The following is a 15,569-nucleotide window of genomic DNA, read 5'->3' as shown; positions in this document are numbered from 1 at the left end:
TGCATGTCCACCATGCTGACACGCTTTTCAGGGGGATTCCATGACACAAAAACGATTTCTGGAAGCCATCATTGTCGGTAGCGGGTTTGGCGGGGCCGTGATGTGCTGTCGCTTGGCCACCCGCTGGCCTGGCAAAGTGCTGCTGCTGGAGCGGGGCAAACGCTACCCCAAGGGCAGCTTTGCGCGCAGCCCGCATGACTTTGCCAACAACCTCTGGGCCGATGCCGAGCCCGGCCAGCCACGCAAGCTCAATGGTTTGTTTGATATCCGCAACTACCACCGCATGGACGCGGTGGTGAGCGCCGGTTTGGGCGGTGGCTCGCTGATTTACGCCAATGTGTTCATGCCTGCACCTGCGTGGGTGTTTGGGGCACGTTGGCCCGCGCAAATCAATTTGAGCACCCTCGCCCCTTACTACCGGATGGCGCAAGGTGTGCTGGGTGCCCGGCCTGTGCCGCCGGCTCAAGGCGATGCCCGGCGGACCATTCAGCGCACCGGCCTGTATGCCGACTTTGCCCAAGCCGATGGTGGCACCAGCAGGGCTGCCGATATTTGTGTGTTTTTCGGCAAGGGCTACGCGAATCGCCAGAGCGGCCCTTTGCCGATCGGCGAGCAAGAGCGGAACCGCTTTGGTGCAGTGCAAACCTCGTGCACCTATTGCGGCGAGTGCAATGTGGGCTGCAACGTACACGCCAAAAACACGCTCGACCTGAACTACCTGTACGCTGCAGAAAAACAGCATAGCGCCTTGGTAGAAACCGGTAGCGAGGTCACCTGCATCACCCCACTCAATGAAGCCGGTGATACTGACAGCACCGCCGATGGCCGCCACGGCTACCGAGTCGACTACCGCGACGATGCAGGCACCGCACGGCATGCTCTGGCCCGTCGGGTGGTGGTGTCAGCAGGCACTTTGGGCACCAACGAACTGCTGCTGCGCTGCCGCGATGCGCTGGGCACCCTGCCGCGCCTCAGCCAACGCTTGGGGCAAGGCTTTTCGGGCAACGGCGACTTTTTGTCGTTTGTGACCGGCGGTGAGCGAGATGCCGACCCCAACTACGGCCCGGTGATTACCCAGTACATCGACTATGGCTTGCAGCAACCCCAGCCGGGCCAACCCGCCTTCATGCTGGAAGACGCGGCCTACCCCGCTTTTGCCGCTTGGTATGTCGAAGGACTGCGCCCCGCCGCCAGCCCCGGCTATGTGTTCAGCCGGATTGCGCGCACCTTGAAAATCTTCAAGCAGCGCTGGGTGGACCAGCTGTTTTCCGGCAAATGGAGCGGCTCAGTGGTTGCCTACGCCAATGCCGTGCTGCAAGGCGATGTGTCGTACCGGAGCAGCGTGCTTTTGTTCATGGGGCAGGACGCTGCCGACGGCACTCTCAGCCTGAAGCGCGGCAGACTTGCGCTGGACTGGCCACAAACCACCAGCCGCCCGCTCTACGACGCTATGGTGGCTTGCGGAGAGCGGTTCAAGCAGTTCACCCGGGCGACCAGCCACATTCCGCAGCCCACTTGGGCCTGGCCGGTTCGCAACAACATCACGGTCCACCCTTTGGGCGGCTGTGCCTTGGCCGAAAAACCCGCCCAGGGGGTGGTCTGCAGCCTGCCCGGAGTGCGGGGACAAGCCTTCGGCTACCACGGCTTGTATGTGGCGGATGGCTCCATCCTCCCCACCGGCGTGGGGGCCAACCCGAGCGCCACCATCACCGCGCTGGCGGAGTGGATTGCAGAAGACATCACCGGCCTGGCTCCGGACGACACGCTTGGAGTACCCCATGCCTGAGCCATTGCCTAGACCGGTCGCACTTCAGTTCACCGAGGAAATGAAGGGCTACATCAGCCCCGGCCAACACACCTGGCAACAGGGCCATAACGAGGGTAAGGCCAGCGGTCTGGCGCTGATGTTTCACCTCACCATCCGCATAGACGACCTGGACGCCTTTATTGCCGACCCGACGCACCATGCGCAGGCTATCGGGTATCTGGAAGGGAGCTACATCGGTGGGCGACAGCCGGTGTTGGCAGGAGAGTTCAACCTGTTTACCGACAGCGGCGATGCCGACCGCAAGACCATGCTGTACCGCCTGAAGTTCGAAAACTCAGAAGGCCAAGCGCTCACGCTCTGCGGCCGCAAAGACATTCGGGACGACTTCGGCTTTGACACCTGGTCCGACACGACAACGCTTTATGTGAACCTGTATGCCGGACACGTGCGCGCCATCGACGACGGAGCCGCCACTGTGTTGGCGAGTGGCATCCTGCATATTGAGGCGCGCGACTTTTTGCACCAGCTCACGACCTTTGAGGCAGACGCCCCCACCCTGGGTGAGCGCCTGCATGCGGTGCAGCGCTTTGGCCGCTTGTTTCTGGGCAAACTGTGGGAGACCCATGGCCTGCCACGCCGCCATGGGCGCGAGCCCCGCATACGCACCATCCCGCTGCACAGCCTGGAAGGCGTGAAAGATGCGGATGTCAGTACGCACTACGCCAGCACCGGCGATGGTCTGGGCATCAGCCTGCTGCGATTCCAGCGCGCGCCGTGCAAGGACGTGGTGCTGCTAGTGCCGGGGCTCACGGCGTCCAGCGACATGTTCATCATGCCCGAGCACCGCAACCTGACTCAGGTGCTGCTGGACGAAGGCTTTACCGATGTATGGACGCTCGACGGCCGCATCAGCAAGCGCCAGCCTTACAACCACACCCGCCACCGCTTTACGGTGGACGACGTGGCGCTCTATGACAACCCCGGCGCGCTGGCCGCCGTCCGTAAAGTAGTAGGGCCGGAGGCGCGCATCCACATCATCAGCCATTGCCTGGGGGCCATGTCGGTGGCCATGAGCCTGTTTGGCAAACAGCTGCCGGGCGTATCCAGTGTGATTACGAACGGAGTCGCCCTCACCCCCAAGGTGGGGGCGTTTGCGCGCATGAAGCTGGCTGCGGGGCCGTTTCTGGCGGAATCCATTTTGGGGGTGGACTACCTCAACCCGGAATGGGGGCAGCAAGCCGGCATCTCTGCGGGCAAGCTGTTGGCCAAGGGCGTCACCCTGATGCACCGCGAATGCGATGTGCCGGAATGCCACATGACCAGCTTCATGTGGGGCTACGGCTACCCGGTACTGTTCCGGCATGAGAACCTGCACCAGGTCACCCACCGCCGTACCGGCGATCTGTTTGGTGGCAGTGGGGTGCACTACTACCGCCACATCCGCAAGATGGTGGGCGCCAACAACACGGCGGTAAAGTTCGACCCCAAAGACGTACGCTACCGCCACCTGCCCGACAACTACCTTCAAGACGCGGCTGACATCACCACGCCCATGCTGTTGGTCGCAGGGCAAGAAAACGCCCTCTTTCTCGACTCCAATGTGTTGTGCTACGAGCGGCTAGCGCAGATTGCACCGGGCCGGCACCAACTAGAGGTGATCCCGGGCTACGGCCATGCGGACGTGATCATCGGCAAGAACGCGGCACAAAATGTGTTTCCGCGCTTTCTCAAATTTTTGCGGCAGCACGCCCACTAAACCGGGCGGCGCGCCCGCGGGCTCATTCAATCTTCAGGTTTTGGGTGCGCACCACGTCTCGCCAGGCCTGGTAGTCGGCCTCGATAAAGCGGGTCTGCGCTGCGGGAGTACCGGGCATGGCCTCTACCGCATCGAGCTTGAAGCGAGCCTGCACTTCGGGCAAGGCTACTACCTTATTCAAGGCGGTATTGAGCTTCTCAATCACTGCAGCGGGCGTGCCGGCTGGCGCAGCGAGCGCAAAGAAGTTCTGCACATCAAAACCCTTGAACCCAGCCTCGGTCATGCTGGGCACCTCAGGCATAGCGCTGGAGCGCTTGGCACTGGTCACCGCCAACGGCTTGACGCGGCCGTCTTTGATCAGGGGCAGCAGGGCCGGAATGGTGCCCGTGACGACCTGCACCTGGCCGGACACCATATCCAGGGTGGCGGGTGCCACACCACGATAGGGAATATGGGTGATGAAGGTGCCTGTGCGTGCCTTGAGAAGCTCCAGCACCAGATGGTTAACGCCCCCTGCACCGGCGGACCCATAGTTGAGCGCACCGGGCTGCGCCTTGGCTTTGGCCACCAAGTCTTGCATGGACCCTAAGCCCGTCTGAGGTGTCGTAGCCCAAACCAAGGGGCCGCTGGCAATCATGCCCACCGGTGTAAAGCTCTTCAGAGGGTCGTAGCCCGCAGTGGGCAATGAAGCGGCCACCGTGGTGAACGGCGAGGCCATCAGCAGCAAGGTGTAACCGTCAGCGGGCTGCTGGGCCACATATTGGGTGCCGATCGCACCAGAGGCGCCAGTGCGGTTTTCGACCACAAAGCTGCCGCCCATGACCTCGCCCAGCTTTTGGGCCATCAGGCGGCCCATGGCATCGGTACCGGCGCCGGGCGCGAAAGGCACCACGATCTTGACAGGCCTGTCCGGAAAACTGCCTTGGGCCCACGCCGGGAGGGCACTGGACACGCCCACAACCAAAGCTGCCAAAGCCGTCCGACGAGAAAAAAACTTGCTGCGCATTGTCAACACCTCTATGCATAAAACTCGAATACCCGGACTATGCGACAGCTGGGTTGCAGCAACGTGACAAAGCCGCGCCCATGAAAAAAGCCTGCATTCCGGTGGGAATGCAGGCTTTATAGTTTGGAGGAGAAGGAGGGATTCGAACCCTCGGTACCTTGCGGTACGCCTGATTTCGAGTCAGGTACATTCGACCACTCTGCCACTTCTCCTGAGTTCGTGTCGGTCGAAACGAAGCAACGATTCTAGCAGGCTCGCAGGCCTGCTTCGAGCGAGCGCGGTTTTCAGGCCTTGAGCACTGTCAAACCGCCCATGTAGGGGCGCAGCACTTCAGGCACCGTGATACTGCCGTCTGCGTTTTGGTGGTTTTCCAATACCGCAACCAGCGCGCGGCCCACTGCCAAGCCAGAGCCATTCAGGGTGTGCACCAGTTCGTTTTTGCCTTGGGCGTTCTTGAAGCGCGCTCGCAAACGGCGAGCCTGGAAAGCCTCGCAGTTAGAGACCGAGCTGATTTCGCGGTACGTACCTTGCGCGGGCAGCCACACTTCCAGGTCATAGGTCTTGCTGGCGCCAAAGCCCATGTCGCCGGTACACAGGCTCATCACGCGGTAAGGCAGGCCCAGCTTCTGCAAAATGGCCTCGGCATGGGTGACCATGGCCTCCAGCGCTTCGTAGCTCTTCTCGGGGTGCACGATCTGCACCATCTCCACCTTGTCGAACTGGTGCTGGCGGATCAGGCCGCGCGTGTCGCGTCCGGCGCTGCCCGCCTCAGAGCGGAAGCACGGTGTATGGGCCGTGAGCTTGATGGGCAGATCGGATTCGGCCGACACCACATCGCGCACAAAATTGGTCAGCGGTACTTCGCTGGTGGGAATCAGGTACAGCGCCGTGTGGTCGGGTTGCGCTTCACCGTCTTGCCCGCCCTTTTTGGCGGCAAACAGGTCTTCTTCAAATTTGGGCAACTGGCCAGTGCCACGCAGGCTGTCGCCGTTGACGATGTAGGGCGTGTAGCACTCGGTGTAGCCGTGTTCGTTGGTCTGCACGTCCAGCATGAACTGGGCGAGTGCCCGGTGCAGGCGGGCGATCTGGCCCTTCATCACGGTAAAGCGCGAGCCGGTGAGCTTGACGCCCATTTCAAAATCGAGGCCCAGTGGCTGACCCAAATCCACATGGTCTTTGACTTCAAAGTCAAAGGTCTTCGGTGTGCCCCAAGTGCGGGCGACCACGTTGCCGTGCTCGTCCTCGCCTACTGGCACGCTCTCGTGGGGCAAGTTCGGTACGGCTTCCAGCATGGTTTGCATTTCGGCCTGGATGGCATCCAGGCGGGTGGCAGATGCTTCCAGCTCGGCTTTCAGGGTGCCCACTTCGGCCATGGCGGCGTCGGCTTCGGCGTGCTGACCCTTGCCTTTGAGCATGCCGATTTGCTTGCTCACGCTGTTGCGCTTGGCTTGCAGCTCTTCGGTGCGCATCTGGATGGTCTTGCGCTCGGCTTCCAGGGCCTTGAAGGCATCCACATTCAAGAAAACTTGGGGGTTCTTACGGGTCAGCAGGCGGGCGACCACCGAATCCAGGTCTTTGCGCAGCAGGTTGATATCTAACATGGTGTTCTCGTACTTTTGAATCAAATCGGGCTCCAGCCCTCTATTTTATTGCGCAAGCAGCTACTTTTTTCATAGCGGCTAGCGCTGTCCTCAGGCGTCCAGCTTCAAACCCTTGGGCAGCGGGAACTTCACGGTTTCTTCAATACCGTCCATCTTGCGCACCGACACAGCGCCCAGCGCCTTGATGCGGTCAATCACGGCCTTCACCAGCACCTCGGGGGCGCTGGCGCCGGCTGTCAGGCCCACGCGGGAGCGGCCTTCAAACCACTCCGGCTTTAGCTCATCGGCGTTGTCCACCATGTAGCTCTCGGTGCCCAGCTTTTTGGCCACTTCGCGCAGGCGGTTGCTGTTGGAGCTGGTGGGGCTACCCACCACGATGACGATGTCCACCTGCGGGCTCATGACTTTCACCGCGTCCTGGCGGTTCTGGGTGGCGTAGCAAATGTCTTGCATCTTGGGCTTTTTGATCAGCGGAAAACGGGCAACCACCGCATCGGTAATCTCGGCCGCATCGTCCACGCTCAGGGTGGTTTGCGTCACCACCGCCAATTTATCGGTCTGACCGGGCTGGATGCGCGCCACATCGGCCACGTCTTCCACCAAATGAATGCCGCTCTCCAGCTGGCCCATGGTGCCCTCCACCTCGGGGTGGCCTTTGTGGCCGATCATCACGAACTCGTAGCCCTCTTTGTGGAGCTTGGCTACTTCCACGTGCACCTTGGTTACCAGCGGGCAGGTCGCGTCAAAAATCTGGAAGCCCCGGCGCTCGGCCTCGCGCTGAATGGCTTGGCTCACGCCGTGGGCCGAGAACACCAGCGTGGCGCCCGGGGGCACGTCATCGAGCTCTTCAATGAAGATCGCGCCGCGCTCCTTGAGGTCGTTCACCACATAGGTGTTGTGCACGATCTCGTGGCGCACATAGATGGGGCGGCCGAACTTGGCGAGGGCCTTTTCTACGATCTCGATGGCGCGGTCCACACCGGCGCAAAAGCCACGCGGCTCGGCCAGCAAAATCTCTTGAGGCATGGCAGGCGTTGTCATAGCACCCCGATCAGCTGCACTTCAAAGGTCACCGGCTGGCCGGCCAGCGGGTGGTTGAAGTCAAACAACACCGCGCGCTCGGCACCTTCGCCACGCAGCTGCAGCACCACACCGGCAAACTGGCCTTGGCCATCGGGTGTGGGGAACTGCACCACGTCGCCCACGTTGTAGGTTTCCAGCGGGTCGCCCATCTGGGTCAGCACCTTACGGGCCAGCCATTGCTGCATGTCGGGGTTGCGCTCGCCAAAGGCGGCACCGGCCGGCAGCTCAAAGGTGGCGCGGGCGCCCTCTTCCATGTCCATCAAACAGGCCTCGACGGCGGGCGAGAGTTCGCCGGTGCCCAGACTCAGGGTGGCGGGCTTGCCATCGAAGGTGTTGATGATGTCCCCGGCGGGGCCGCCCAGGCGGTAATGCAAGGTGAGAAAGGAGCCCGGCTGAACCCGGGGAAGCGTGCTGGTCATAAAAGTCCCGATAAACTGGCCTCTATTGTAGAAAGCTAGCCCTGATGACCCCATCAGGCTCGGGCTTAGCCCTGAACTCCCCCTTGAACAGCCACTTCTGCCATGCCCCTCAAAGACCTCCCCCTCGAAAGCCAACCGCGCGAGAAGCTGCTCGCGCGTGGCCCCGGGGCGCTCAGCGATGCGGAGCTGCTGGCCATTTTGCTGCGCACCGGCATTGCGGGCAAAGGGGTGTTGCAGATGGCCGAAGAGCTGCTGCAACTCAAAAAAGATAGCGCCTCGCGCAATATCAACGAGGGCCAGGGCGGGTTTGGAGGCATAGCGGGTCTGTTGCACGCGACCGCCGACGACCTCAAGCGCGTCAAAGGTCTGGGGCCTGCCAAGCGGGCCGAGATTGTGGCGGTGCTGGAGCTTGCCCGCCGCGCTATGGCGCAGCGCCTGCAAGAGCGCGAGGTGTTTGCCGACCCGCAAGCCGTCAAGCACTACCTGCAGCTGCACCTGGCCGCCAAAGGGCATGAGGTGTTTGCGGTGCTGTTTCTGGACAGCCAGAACAAGCTGCTAGCCATGGAAGAGCTGTTTCGCGGCACGCTCACCCAAACCAGTGTGTACCCGCGCGAGGTGGTGATCCGTGCGCTGCACCACAGCGCTGCTGCCGTCGTGCTGGCGCACAACCACCCCAGCGGCAGTGTGCAGCCCAGCCGGGCCGACGAAGCACTGACCCACACACTCAAAGCCGCGCTCGCACTGGTGGATGTGCGGGTGCTGGACCACATCATCGTAGGACCCGGCCAGGCACTGTCCATGGCCGAGACCGGACTCATTTAAAGGGCCGTCATGAAAATCAACGCCCTTTCCGACCTCAAGCAGGTCAAAAAAGCCATCGAAGCCCAAGCCGCACGCGAAGCCGCGTTGGCGGCGCAAAGAGCCCTTGAGGCCAAGCGCAAAGCTGCAGCCAGCAACCTGTTTCAAGCCGCCATCGGCAAAGTCAAACCCATGGCACCGCCTGAGCGCGCCAAATTAGCGCCAGAACCCCCCAAGCCCATTCCCAAGCAGCAAATGCTGGACGACGCAGCCGCGCTGCAAGAGGCGCTGAGCGACGAGATCGACGTCACCACCCTGCTGGACACCGACGAGCACCTGAGCTTTCGCCGCCCCGGCGTGAGCACCGATGTGACGCAAAAACTGCGCAAGGGCAAATGGAGCATCCAAAAGCAAATTGACCTGCACGGCTACCGCAGTGACGAGGCGCGCGAGGCGCTGGGCGCCTTCATCCGCGAATCGCACCGCAACGGCATACGCTGCGTGCGGGTGGTGCACGGCAAGGGGTTGGGCTCACCGGGCAAGGCGCCGGTGCTTAAAGAGAAAGTGCACAAATGGCTGGTGCAAAAAGCCGAGGTGGTGGCTTTTGTACAGGCCCAGCCAGCGCAAGGTGGAGCAGGCGCACTGGTAGTGCTGCTCCAGCCCCAGAACCGAGCCTGAACGCCGCTAAACCCCTTTGAGGCTGGGCCTCAGGTGCCGACGTTACGCATCCAGTCGGCGGTCTGAAAAAACGAGGTCTTGAGCCGCTCGCGCAGCACCGGGTCGATAGCGGCGTCGCCCATGGCCTGGTCCATGCAGGCCAGCCACTGATCGCGCTCCAGAATGCCGATCTTGAATGGCATGTGACGCGCCCGCAGGCGCGGATGGCCGAAGCGCTCCACAAAATAATCCGGCCCGCCCATCCAGCCGCACAAAAACCAGAACAGATGGTCGCGCGCCTTGTCGAGCTCGGTGCCGTGGGCCGCACGTAGTTCGGCGTAGCCCGGCTCCAGATCCATCAGGTCATAAAAGCGGTCCACCATGCTGCGGATCACGGGCTCGCCCCCAATCCATTCAAACGGGGTTTTGGCGTTGGGTTCTTGAATCTGCATGACTTACAAGCGAAAATTCCTCTGGCGCTCATGGAACGTGCGCCATCCGCTATAAAAATAAGAGCAATCAGCTGCCAGCGCGGCGCAGGGTTTCAACAACCGGGCGGCGCAACACGTCACGCAGGCCCCACCAGCCAGCGGCCAGCGCCAGCACCGCACCGGCCAAGGCGCCCACCAGTGGCACCCAGAGCTGCACCGTCCAGTCGAACTCAAACACAAAACGCGCCAAGGCCCAGCCCACCGCAGCGGCCACGATGGAAGCCAAAAAGCCCGCCAACAAGCCCACGCCTGCCAGTTCGGTGCGCTGCACCTGGCGCAGCAGACTGCTGCCCGCGCCCACCGCCCGCATGATGGCGAACTCGCGGGCGCGGTCTTCGCGGGTAGCGGTGACTGCGGCAAACAACACCACCAGCCCCGCGGCTAGCGTGAAACCGAACAAAAACTCCACCGCACGAATCACCTGGTCCAGCACCCGCTGCACCTGGTTGATGGTGCTGCTCATGTCAACGTTGGTGATGTTGGGGAATTCGCGCACCAGGGAGTTGTCAAACCCCTTGGTCTCAGGCGCTTTGAAGGCGCCCATGTAGGTGCTGGGCACGTCTTTGAGGGTGCTGACCGGGAACATCACAAAGAAGTTCGCCCGCATCGAGCCCCAGTCCACCTTGCGCAGCGAGGTAATTTTGGCTTCAGTTTGCACTCCGCCCACATCAAAGCGCAGGGTATCGCCGAGTTTGAGATTCAGAGCTTTGGCAATACCCTCTTCTACGCTGATGGCACCGGCCTCTTCTTCAGTCCAGCGGCCATCCACAATCAAGTTGTGCTGCGGGTTTTTGGCGCTGTGCGAAATATTGAACTCGCGGTCCACCAAGCGCTTGGCACGGTCTTCGGTGTAGTCGTCGGGAGAGACAGCTTTGTCGTTCACCGCCACCAACCGGCCGCGGATCATCGGGAACCAGTCAAACTTGGTCACTCCCTTGTCCACCAGTGCTTTTTGGAACGCATCCGATTGCTCGGGCATCACATTGATCACAAAACGGTTGGGTGCGTCGGGCGGGGTGGCTTTGCGCCAGCTGGCAATCAGGTCGGTGCGCAACAGCACCAGCAGCACAAGCGCCAACAAGCCCACCGACAAGGCGCTCACCTGCACCACGGTGTACATGGGGCGGGCCGAGATCTGGCGCGTGGCCAGCACCAGCCAGCGCGGCGCGGTGCTCTCATTCACGGCTTTACGCAACAACTTCACAGCCAGCCAGCCCAAGCCGGCAAACACCAACACCGCACCGGCAAAACCGCCCACGGCAATCAGGCCCAAGGTCAAATCGCTGCTCACGGTGAGCAGCAAGGCGGCAAAGCCGGCTACACCAATTGCCAGCACGCTCAGAGACGCGGGGCGCAGGTTGCCCACATCACGTCGAATCACCCGCAAGGCCGGCACCTGTGCCAGCTGCAGCACTGGCGGCAAGCCGAAGGCCATCAGCAGCGTCAAGCCCATACCAATACCGAGCAGCGCGGGCCAGATGGATGCCGCCGGCAAGGTGGCGCTCACCAGCCCGGCCAGCAAGGCCACAAACAAATAGTGCACCCCAAAGCCCACGGCCACCCCCAAAAGGCTGGCAAACAGGCCTACCAGCGCAAACTCGAAGGCGTAAGCGCTGGCAATGGTGCGCTGCGACAGGCCCAACACCCGCAGCATGGCGCAGTCGTCCAAGTGGTTGGCGGCAAAGGCGCGCGCTGCCAGCGCCACTGCTACCGCGCTAAGCAATGCCGCCAGCAGGGCGACCAGGCTCAAAAACTTGTTAGCGCGGTCCAGGGTTTGGCTCATCTCAGGGCTCCCGCTCTCCAGCGACTCCACCCGCACGCCACGCACGCCGTTTTTGACCTGATCGTCCGCCCACTCCACATAGGTTTTGACTGCCGCCTCAGGGCCAGCCACGGCCATGCGGTAGCTCAAGCGGCTGGCAGGTTGGATCAGGCCGGTGGCCGCAATATCAGCCTCGTTCACCATCACCCGGGGGGCGAAGTTCATAAAACCGCCACCGCGGTCAGGCTCAGTTACCAAAATAGACCCCACCTTGAGCTGCGAATCGCCGAGCAAAAGGGTGTCGCCCACCTGAATGCCGATGGCATCGAGCAATGCCGCATCGACCCAGGCTTGGCCGGGAGCAGGAATGTCACGGGTGGGGGTATCAGGGGTGTCGGGTGACTGGCTGATACGCAAGGTGCCGCGCAAAGGGTAGCCGGCCTCGACGGTTTTGAGGGCTACCAGTTTGGCAGCGCCGCCTTGGGTATCGCTGGCGCGGGCCATAGTGGGAAAGCCCAAGGTGTGCACCACCTGCAAGCCCAGTGCACGTGCCCGCTCTTCAAAGGCCGCAGGCGGCTTGTTGTCACTGGAGATCACCGCATCGCCGCCGAGCAGTTGCCGCGCATCACGCTGCAAGCCGCCCTGCAGCCGGTCCGCAAAGAAACCGACAGCGGTGAGTGCGGCCACCGCCAGGGTGACGGCCAGAATCAGCAAACGCAGTTCGCCGGAGCGCACATCGCGCCACAAAGTGCGCCAACCGAGCGCAAAAAAAGATAATTTCAAAACGGCCTCCCTGCACCACAGAACACCTAGGGATTATTCCTGAGACCCTGCTCCCCCGCTGCTCGCAAGGCCTCTGAGGCGCTTTACCGGGTGTAGCGCACCGCCCGCTGGCCGCGCACCAAGCCCCACAGCTGCAGGCCGCTGCGTGTGGCAACGTCCACCGCAAAGTCGGTAGGTGCAGAAATAGCGGCCATGGCGCCCACGCCCATGCGCACGCATTTGCGGATCAGCTCATGGCTGGCGCGGCTGGTCATGAACACAAAGCCGGGCCCCTGCAATCGGGGATCGCGGGCGCGCTGGCCCAAGAGCTTGTCGAGCGCGTTGTGGCGGCCCACGTCTTCCATCACGGCCAACAGCTCGCCTTCCGGGCTGACCCACGCGGCCGCATGCAGCGCGCCGCAAGCCCGGTTCAGCGGTTGGTGATCGGGCAGCGCGCGGGAAGCGCGCAGCAGCGTCTCGACCGTCAAGCCAGCCAGCCACGGTTGCGGCGGCATGACCTGCAGTGCGGGCCCGAGGGCCGCAAGGCTTTCTACCCCGCAAAGCCCGCAGCCGGTGTTGCCTGTGAGGCTGCGCCGTTGCGACTTGAGCCGCTGGAAACACGAGGCAGCAATCTCCAGCTTGACGGCGAGGCCCTGCACCGCGTCGGTCTGCACCGCTTCCACCTCGATGCAGTAGCACTGGGCCGCAGTGTCCAAAATGCCTTCAGTCAGGGCAAAACCCAGGGCAAAGGCCTCCAGGTCCTGTGGGGTGGCCAGCATGACCGCGTGCGAAATGCCATTGAACTCCAGCGCCACCGGCACTTCGGCGGCAATCACATCGGTGGTTTGCCCGTCTTGTGGCCAGCGGTCCACGACACAGCTTCGCAGCGGTGCCTGCCATTCGTCAGGCTGCATGGTCGTACTCCGCACACTGCAGCCGCCCGGCCTCGGTCAGGCTGGCAGTCCAGCGGGCATCGGCCATGTCCAGCCGGACCCAGCCCGGCCCAGGCTGGCCGGCAATGGCGGCATCGCCCAAAGTGGCGAGTGCGCGCATGACCACGCTGCCGCTCAAGCCCAGCTGCTTGCCCAGCTTGGGCAGCGAGACTGGCTTACCCTCGCGGTACAGCGCCAGCAGCAAGGTTTGCTGCAAGTCTGAGATCACGCGGCGGCCTTGTGGGGCAGCATCAGCACCGGAATGCACTTGGAGGTCGGCGTGCCCGCGTTAATAGCCACCGAGTCCAGTGGAACCAGAGGGTTGGTTTCGGGGTAGTAGGCCCCTACACAACCCCGGGGGATGTTGTAGGCCACCAGCTTGAAACCCTCGGCCCGGCGCTCATCGCCACTGGCCCACTCGGTCACAAAGTCGATCAGGTCCCCGGCTTTCATGCCGAGATCGCGAATGTCTTGCTCGTTGGCGAACACCACCCGGCGCTGGCCGAATACGCCGCGGTAGCGGTCGTCGTTGCCATAAATGGTGGTGTTGTACTGGTCGTGGGAGCGGGTGGTCATCAGGGCGAACACTTTGGCATCGCCCTTGCGCTGGCGCGCCTGGTGCAAGGGGGTATCCACCGGCACCGCGTGAGTCTTGAACACCGCCTTGCCGGGCCCTGTGATCCAGACTCGCTCGCTCGCGGTGTTGCGCAGGCGGAAGCCGCCGGGCACGCTCACGCGGGTGTTGAAGTCGGCAAAGTCCACAAACACCTCGGCGATTTTGTCGCGGATGCGGCTGTAGTCTTCTACCAGCCACAACCACGGGGTTTGGCTGCGTGCGCCCAAGGTCGCTGCCGCCAGGCGGGCCAAGATGGCCGGCTCCGACAGCAAATCAGGGGCTGCTGGCGGGTTGATGCCCATGGAGATGTGCACCATGCTCATCGAGTCTTCCACGGTCACGCCTTGCAGGCCGCCGGCTTGCATATCCATCTCGGTGCGACCCAGGCAGGGCAGGATCAGGGCGTCCCGGCCGTGCACGATGTGGCTGCGGTTGAGCTTGGTAGTGACATGCACTGTCAGGTCGCACTGGCGAAGCGCCTTCCAGGTCTGCACCGTGTCGGGCGTGGCGGCGGCGAAGTTGCCGCCCAGCGCAAAGAACACCTTGACCTGCCCGTCCAGCATGGCGCGAATGGTGTCTACCGTGCCAAGGCCCGGCTCCTGCGGAGGTGTAAAGCCGAACACGCGCTCCAGACCTTGTAACAGCGATTTGGGAGGATGTTCCCAGATACCCATGGTGCGGTCGCCCTGCACGTTGCTATGGCCGCGCACCGGGCACGGGCCAGCACCGGGGCGGCCAATGTTGCCGCGCATGAGCAGCAGGTTCACGATCATCTGGATGGTGGCCACCGAATTCTGGTGCTGAGTAATACCCATGCCCCAGCAGGCAATGGTGCTGCCTGCCTTGGCGTATACATCCGCCGCACTGCGCATGTGCTCGGTGCTCAAGCCGGACTCTTTCTCCAGCAGCTCCCAGGATTCAGCGCGCAGGTCTTGCAGCAGGGCGTCAAAGCCGGTGGTGTGTTCAGCGATAAATGCATGGTCCAGCACTTGGCGGCCGGCGTCATCCCACTCGACCAAGGCTTTCATCATGCCTTTGACGAAAGCAAAGTCGCCGCCTATGCGCAACTGGAAGTAGTGGCTGCTGATGGCGGTGTCGCCCAGGGTGGCCATTTCCAGCTTGTCTTGCGGGTCGGCAAAGCGCTCCAGCCCGCGCTCGCGCATCGGGTTGATACTCACAATGCGCGCGCCGCGCTTGGCCGCCTGGCGCAACTCGCCCAGCATGCGCGGGTGGTTGGTGCCCGGGTTCTGGCCGAAGATAAAAATAGCCTCGGCCTGCGTGAAGTCGTCCAGCGTGACGGTGCCCTTGCCAACGCCGATGCTCTCGCGCATGCCGGTGCCGCTGGGCTCGTGGCACATGTTGGAGCAGTCGGGGAAGTTGTTGGTGCCGTACTGGCGCACAAACAACTGGTACAAAAACGCCGCCTCGTTACTGGCACGCCCGGAGGTGTAAAACGCCGCCTGGTTAGGGTCCGGCAAGGCGTTGAGGTGCTTGGCGATCAGGCCGAAGGCGTCGTCCCAGCTGATAGGGCGGTAGTGGTCGGTCTGCGCGTCGTAGACCATGGGCTCGGTCAATCGGCCGTGGTCTTCCAAGGCAAAGTCGCTTTGCAAAGCCAGCTCGGCCACGCTGTGCTGAGCGAAAAAGTCGCGCGTGACCCGGCGTGCGGTGGCTTCTGCGGCCACGGCCTTTGCGCCGTTTTCGCAAAACTCAAAGGTCGAGCCGTGGTTGCGGTCGGGCCAGGCGCAGCCCGGGCAGTCAAAACCATCCGGCTGGTTTGCCGACAGCAGCGTTTTGGCGCCTTTGACCGGAATGTCCTGGCGCAGCAGCGCTTTACCGACACTGCGCAATGCGCCCCAACCACCGGCCGGGCCGTCGTACAACTCAATTTTTTGTTCGCTCATGGGGTACTCCGTAAGTC

At 62.6% G+C, this 15,569-nt stretch carries 13 protein-coding genes and 1 tRNA gene; 4 read left to right on the top strand and 10 right to left on the bottom strand.

The window, feature by feature from the left end:
- The first annotated feature begins 40 nt into the window (after positions 1-40).
- Both U5L73_RS06840 and U5L73_RS06835 read left to right on the top strand, forming a co-directional pair.
- On the top strand, positions 41-1,786 hold the full coding sequence (locus U5L73_RS06840; protein WP_322561640.1) for a GMC oxidoreductase: 1,746 nt from the start codon (positions 41-43) through the stop codon (positions 1,784-1,786).
- Complete coding sequence (locus U5L73_RS06835) at positions 1,779-3,524, top strand: alpha/beta fold hydrolase (protein ID WP_322561639.1); 1,746 nt, start codon at positions 1,779-1,781, stop codon at positions 3,522-3,524. Before U5L73_RS06840 ends, U5L73_RS06835 begins: the two co-directional genes overlap by 8 nt.
- 22 nt (positions 3,525-3,546) lie before the next feature.
- Here the strand turns inward: U5L73_RS06835 and U5L73_RS06830 are convergent, their stop codons facing one another.
- The 5 genes from U5L73_RS06830 to U5L73_RS06810 all read right to left on the bottom strand — a co-directional run bounded on the left by U5L73_RS06830 (position 3,547) and on the right by U5L73_RS06810 (position 7,633).
- On the bottom strand, positions 3,547-4,497 hold the full coding sequence (locus U5L73_RS06830) for a tripartite tricarboxylate transporter substrate binding protein (RefSeq protein ID WP_322561638.1): 951 nt from the start codon (positions 4,495-4,497) through the stop codon (positions 3,547-3,549).
- Positions 4,498-4,654: 157 nt separating this feature from the next.
- Positions 4,655-4,742 (bottom strand) — tRNA-Ser (locus tag U5L73_RS06825).
- Between the two features lie 72 nt (positions 4,743-4,814).
- Entirely contained in the window at positions 4,815-6,131 is a 1,317-nt protein-coding gene (serS, locus tag U5L73_RS06820; protein WP_322561637.1) for a serine--tRNA ligase, read from the bottom strand.
- A gap of 90 nt (positions 6,132-6,221) precedes the next feature.
- Positions 6,222-7,157, bottom strand: coding sequence for a 4-hydroxy-3-methylbut-2-enyl diphosphate reductase (gene ispH, locus U5L73_RS06815; RefSeq protein WP_322561636.1), 936 nt, complete (start codon positions 7,155-7,157; stop codon positions 6,222-6,224).
- A gap of 11 nt (positions 7,158-7,168) precedes the next feature.
- Positions 7,169-7,633: an FKBP-type peptidyl-prolyl cis-trans isomerase gene (locus U5L73_RS06810; protein WP_087496686.1), complete on the bottom strand. Its 465-nt coding sequence runs from the start codon at positions 7,631-7,633 to the stop codon at positions 7,169-7,171.
- Between the two features lie 102 nt (positions 7,634-7,735).
- Between U5L73_RS06810 and radC the strand changes: the two genes are divergently transcribed.
- Both radC and U5L73_RS06800 read left to right on the top strand, forming a co-directional pair.
- Positions 7,736-8,455 (top strand): RadC family protein, encoded by a 720-nt coding sequence (gene radC / locus U5L73_RS06805; protein WP_322561635.1) that lies wholly within the window; start codon positions 7,736-7,738, stop codon positions 8,453-8,455.
- A gap of 9 nt (positions 8,456-8,464) precedes the next feature.
- A complete protein-coding gene (locus U5L73_RS06800; protein WP_322561634.1) occupies positions 8,465-9,109 on the top strand; it encodes a Smr/MutS family protein in 645 nt (214 codons plus the stop codon).
- A gap of 29 nt (positions 9,110-9,138) precedes the next feature.
- Here the strand turns inward: U5L73_RS06800 and U5L73_RS06795 are convergent, their stop codons facing one another.
- The 5 genes from U5L73_RS06795 to U5L73_RS06775 form a co-directional block, all read right to left on the bottom strand.
- Positions 9,139-9,540: a group II truncated hemoglobin gene (locus tag U5L73_RS06795; RefSeq protein ID WP_322561633.1), complete on the bottom strand. Its 402-nt coding sequence runs from the start codon at positions 9,538-9,540 to the stop codon at positions 9,139-9,141.
- Between the two features lie 67 nt (positions 9,541-9,607).
- Complete coding sequence (locus U5L73_RS06790) at positions 9,608-12,124, bottom strand: ABC transporter permease (RefSeq protein WP_322561632.1); 2,517 nt, start codon at positions 12,122-12,124, stop codon at positions 9,608-9,610.
- Positions 12,125-12,207: 83 nt separating this feature from the next.
- Positions 12,208-13,017, bottom strand: coding sequence for a formate dehydrogenase accessory sulfurtransferase FdhD (fdhD, locus tag U5L73_RS06785; RefSeq protein WP_322561631.1), 810 nt, complete (start codon positions 13,015-13,017; stop codon positions 12,208-12,210).
- Positions 13,007-13,264: an HTH domain-containing protein gene (locus U5L73_RS06780; protein ID WP_322561630.1), complete on the bottom strand. Its 258-nt coding sequence runs from the start codon at positions 13,262-13,264 to the stop codon at positions 13,007-13,009. Before U5L73_RS06780 ends, fdhD begins: the two co-directional genes overlap by 11 nt.
- Positions 13,261-15,552: an FdhF/YdeP family oxidoreductase gene (locus tag U5L73_RS06775; protein ID WP_322561629.1), complete on the bottom strand. Its 2,292-nt coding sequence runs from the start codon at positions 15,550-15,552 to the stop codon at positions 13,261-13,263. The genes U5L73_RS06780 and U5L73_RS06775 overlap by 4 nt, the downstream gene beginning before the upstream one ends.
- Positions 15,553-15,569: the final 17 nt, after the last annotated feature.

Source organism: Rhodoferax sp. (assembly GCF_034520025.1).
GTDB lineage: Bacteria > Pseudomonadota > Gammaproteobacteria > Burkholderiales > Burkholderiaceae_C > Allorhodoferax.
Note: the sequence above shows the minus strand (reverse complement) of the source record. Positions and strands in the feature narration are given on the sequence as shown.